4 protein-coding genes are annotated in these 3,662 nt (G+C 75.0%); all 4 read left to right on the top strand.

The features are described from left to right. Positions 1-506: 506 nt before the first annotated feature. Genes FOE67_RS19755 through FOE67_RS19740 form a run of 4 tightly spaced genes read left to right on the top strand, consistent with a single transcriptional unit; the run spans position 507 to position 3,643 of the window. Complete coding sequence (locus FOE67_RS19755) at positions 507-2,213, top strand: ATP-binding protein (protein ID WP_182666170.1); 1,707 nt, start codon at positions 507-509, stop codon at positions 2,211-2,213. Continuing rightward, a complete protein-coding gene (locus FOE67_RS19750) occupies positions 2,210-2,626 on the top strand; it encodes a roadblock/LC7 domain-containing protein (protein WP_182666168.1) in 417 nt (138 codons plus the stop codon). Before FOE67_RS19755 ends, FOE67_RS19750 begins: the two co-directional genes overlap by 4 nt. Beyond that, positions 2,623-2,997 (top strand): DUF742 domain-containing protein, encoded by a 375-nt coding sequence (locus FOE67_RS19745; protein ID WP_182666166.1) that lies wholly within the window; start codon positions 2,623-2,625, stop codon positions 2,995-2,997. The genes FOE67_RS19750 and FOE67_RS19745 overlap by 4 nt, the downstream gene beginning before the upstream one ends. After that, a complete protein-coding gene (locus FOE67_RS19740; protein ID WP_438874258.1) occupies positions 2,972-3,643 on the top strand; it encodes a GTP-binding protein in 672 nt (223 codons plus the stop codon). The genes FOE67_RS19745 and FOE67_RS19740 overlap by 26 nt, the downstream gene beginning before the upstream one ends. The last annotated feature ends 19 nt before the right edge of the window (positions 3,644-3,662 follow it).

Genomic DNA, 3,662 nt, shown 5'->3' with positions numbered 1-3,662 from the left:
GGCCACGCACAGCAGGTCGCGGGCTCCGTGCCCGCCCCGTGCCGGTCCCGTGACCGTTCGGTCCTCCCTGGCCGGTCCCGGGGCCGCTCCCCCGGGGCCCGGGACCGCTCCCGGGGAAGGCCTCTCCCCGGCTTCTCCCGGGGGCTTCTCCCGGGTCTCCCCGGAACCTCCCCGGCATCTCCGGGGCTTCACCGATGCGAAGTGCGCCGGGGCGCGCGCCCCGGGGCGCACCCGTCTGACGGTGCAACAATAATGAGCAGCGCCACCGGGTTTGGGAATCAAATGATCTTGATGGATTTCCCGGGGGCGTGGCGACGCAGGGGGTCCACGCTATACCGTGATGACGCACCGTACCCATTTGGTACATGCCGGGGGCACATCCTGCTCGTCCCCGCATGCGCCGCGTCCGACCCCAACGGCGCGGGTGGCCGGGGCAGCCGGGGCGGCTCCGGAACCCTTTCCTCCTGCCACTCCCCAACACAGCCCCGCCTAAGGAAAAGACACGCATGCTGTTAGAGCTATCGGCCGCCGTGCTCGCGGGCGGCGCGGGGACGGCGGCGGTACTGACGCCGCTGTTGCTCCGCGACCGTCGCCGGGCGAGCAGGGCGGAACGTTCCGGCCGGCTCACCCGCAACGAGCTGTACCACCTGGCTCGCACCCGGGTCCCGGCCGTCGCGGCATCGGCCCGCGGCGCCGGCGGGGGACAGCCCATCCCCGGCCCCTCCCGCCCCGACATCGAGGGCACCGAACTCGAACAGGCCGCGCGCGCCGTGCTGGAGGCGGTCCACCACGAGGTGGCCCGCATCATCGCCGACGCCGAGGCCGCCCGCCGCTCGGCGGCCGAGGAGGCGGCGACCGCCCGTCGGGCCGCGGCCGAGGAGATGGCCGAGGCGCGCCGTGTCGCCGAGTCCGCGGGGGCCGGGGCCGACGAGACCCTCCAGCAGGTCACCGAGGAGGCGGCGCGGGGGGCGGAGAACGCCACCCGCAGCGCCCTGCGCGGGGCGATGGCCCCGGTCACCGCCCAGTTGCACCGCCTCCAGGCACAGCTCGACGCCCTGTTGGTCAAGCACGAGCGGAGCCAGCAGGTCGCGGGCGTCCTCCTCGAACTCGACCCGCTGGTCGCCCAGGCGCTGCGCCGGGCCCAGGCCACACTCGTCCTCGCGGGCGACTGGCCGGGCCGGCAGCGGGTGGACGCGCCGGCGCTGGACGTGGTGCGGGCCGCGACCGGTCGCATCGCCGACGGGCACCGCCGGGTGCACATCATCGGCGAGCCGACCATCGCGGTCACCGGCCGCGTCGTGGAGCCGGTGGTGCTCGCCATCGCCGAACTCCTCGACAACGCCGCCCGGCACAGCAGCCCGGCCTCCCGGGTGGAGGTCCGCTTCCGCTCCGACCACCACGGCCTGTCGTTGCTGGTGGACGACGGCGGTGTGGGGCTCACCCGGGAACTCGAGGAGCAGGCCGAGGAGGTGCTCAGCCGGAACCACGACGTGCGGTTGACGGAGCTTCCCGCCCCGCTCGCCGCTGGGTGGGCCGTGGTGGGCCTGCTCGCCCGTCGCTACGGCTTCCGCGCCTCGGCGGTGCCGGACGGCTCCCCGTACGGCGGCACCCGCATGGTCATCCACCTCCCCAACGAGCTGCTGACCCCGCTGCCCATGGACGAGGAGGAGATCGGCGCGCCGCCGCAGGCCTCCCCGCAGGCCTCGGTACCGGCCCCGGCGCCCGCGCCGGCCCGGGAGTCCCTCTCCGATCCGCACGAGGGGCCCGCCCCCGAGCCGCTGCCCACCCGGCGCGCGGCCCGGGTCTCCGCCGAGCCCCGGACCGACGAGGACTGGGGTCCGGACCACGCGGCGGTGGACCGGGCGGAGCGGCGCGAGCGGCCGGAGCCCGCCGACCACCGCGGCGTCCGGGGCGCGTACAGCGACCCGGGCTTCGACCACGCAGCCGCCCCCGGCGGCTTCCCCGAGGAGGACGAGGAGTTGACCCCCGGCGGGCTGCCCCAGCGCCGTCGGCGCCGGCACGCCGCTCCCGAGGAGCCACCCGGGTGGCACGTGACCGCGCCGCGGCCGGCCGCCGGACCGCCCTCGCGGCTCGGCGCGGCCGGTGAGGCCGCCCGTGCCTTCCGGGCCGCCTTCTCCGGCGAGGCGGGCCCGACGACGCCGACGACGCCGACCCCCCGTACCCCCGGTGATGACGAGGTGAGCACCACATGAAGTCCGCCAGCACGACCTCGCTGGCTGGTCTGGGATGGATCCTGGACGAGCACATCATGACCCAGCCCGGGGTCCGCAGGGCCCTGGTGCTGACCGCCGACGGTCTGCCGGGAGCGGTCTCCCGGGACCTGGAGCGGGACCTCGCCGAGCGCACCGCCGCCTCGGTGTCGGGGTTGCAGTCCCTGGGCCGGGCGGTCGCCGAGTTCGCCGGTTGTGCCGGTGAGCAGCACGAGTTGCTGATGATCCAGTACGGCGGTGGCTGTCTGCTCATGATGGCCGCCGGCGAGGGCACCTACCTCGCGGTCGCCACCGACCCGGACGCCGACATCAGCATCATCACCGGCGAGATGGCCCGCGCCGTCTCGCGCCTCGGCAGGGAGTTGGGCGTCGCACCCCGCGGCGGAGCGGCATGAATCCCCCGCCGCGACGCCCCGGCCGCGACGCCGGGCTGGTCCGCCCGTCCACCATTACGGGCGGGCGGACCGCGCCGAGCCGCAACACCATAGACCACGCCACGCTGGTCCTCCCCCCGACCAATCCCCCCGATCAGACGGATCTCGGTCCCGAGCAGCAGCGGGTGCTCCGCCTGTGCGAGCCGGGTGTCCTCTCGGCCGCCGAGATCAGCGCCCATCTCGACCTGCCGATCAGTGTGCTGACGATCCTGATCAGTCAACTGAAGGACTCGGGCCACGTCACCACCCGTTCGCCCGTCCCGCCCGCCGCGCTGCCCGACCGGCAGCTTCTGGAGGAGGTGCTCAGTGGACTCCGTCGTCTCCGCACCTGACCTGTCCCGCTCACCCGGCCCGTCCGGCCCCACCGGCCCGACGACGGAGCCCGGCCGCCCGCGTCCCGCCTATCTCCAGGGGCACGAGGAACCCGCCAAGATCCTGGTCGTCGGCGGTTTCGGCGCCGGCAAGACCACCCTCATCGGCGCCGTCTCGGAGATCGAGCCGCTGCGCACCGAGGAGGAGATGACGGCCGCCTCGGTCGGCACCGACGACCTGGCCGGCCTGCCGCAGAAGCACTCCACCACCGTGGCCATGGACTTCGGGCGGATCACCCTGCACGGCGACCGCCGCGACCTGGTGCTCTACCTGTTCGGCGCGCCCGGTCAGACCCGTTTCCTGCCGCTGGCCACCGACCTGGCACGCGGCGCCCTGGGCGTCCTGGTGCTCGCCGACACCCGACGCCTGCGCGACTGCTTCCCCGCCCTGGACCTGGCCGAGGACCTCGGCCTGCCGTACGCGGTCGCCGTCAACGCCTTCCCCGACTCCCCGGAGCACCCCGGCGCGGAGCTGCGGACGGCGCTGGACCTGGACGAGAACACCCCCCTGACGGTCTGTGACGCCCGCCTGCGGGACAGCGTCCTGGACGCCCTGATCACCCTGGTGCAACACCTGCTCACGCTGCGACCGGAGCCCGCGAGATGAACCGACCCCCGTCCGTCCC

It is taken from the genome of Streptomyces calidiresistens, from assembly GCF_014141525.1.
Lineage (GTDB): Bacteria > Actinomycetota > Actinomycetes > Streptomycetales > Streptomycetaceae > Streptomyces > Streptomyces calidiresistens.
Note: the sequence above shows the minus strand (reverse complement) of the source record. Positions and strands in the feature narration are given on the sequence as shown.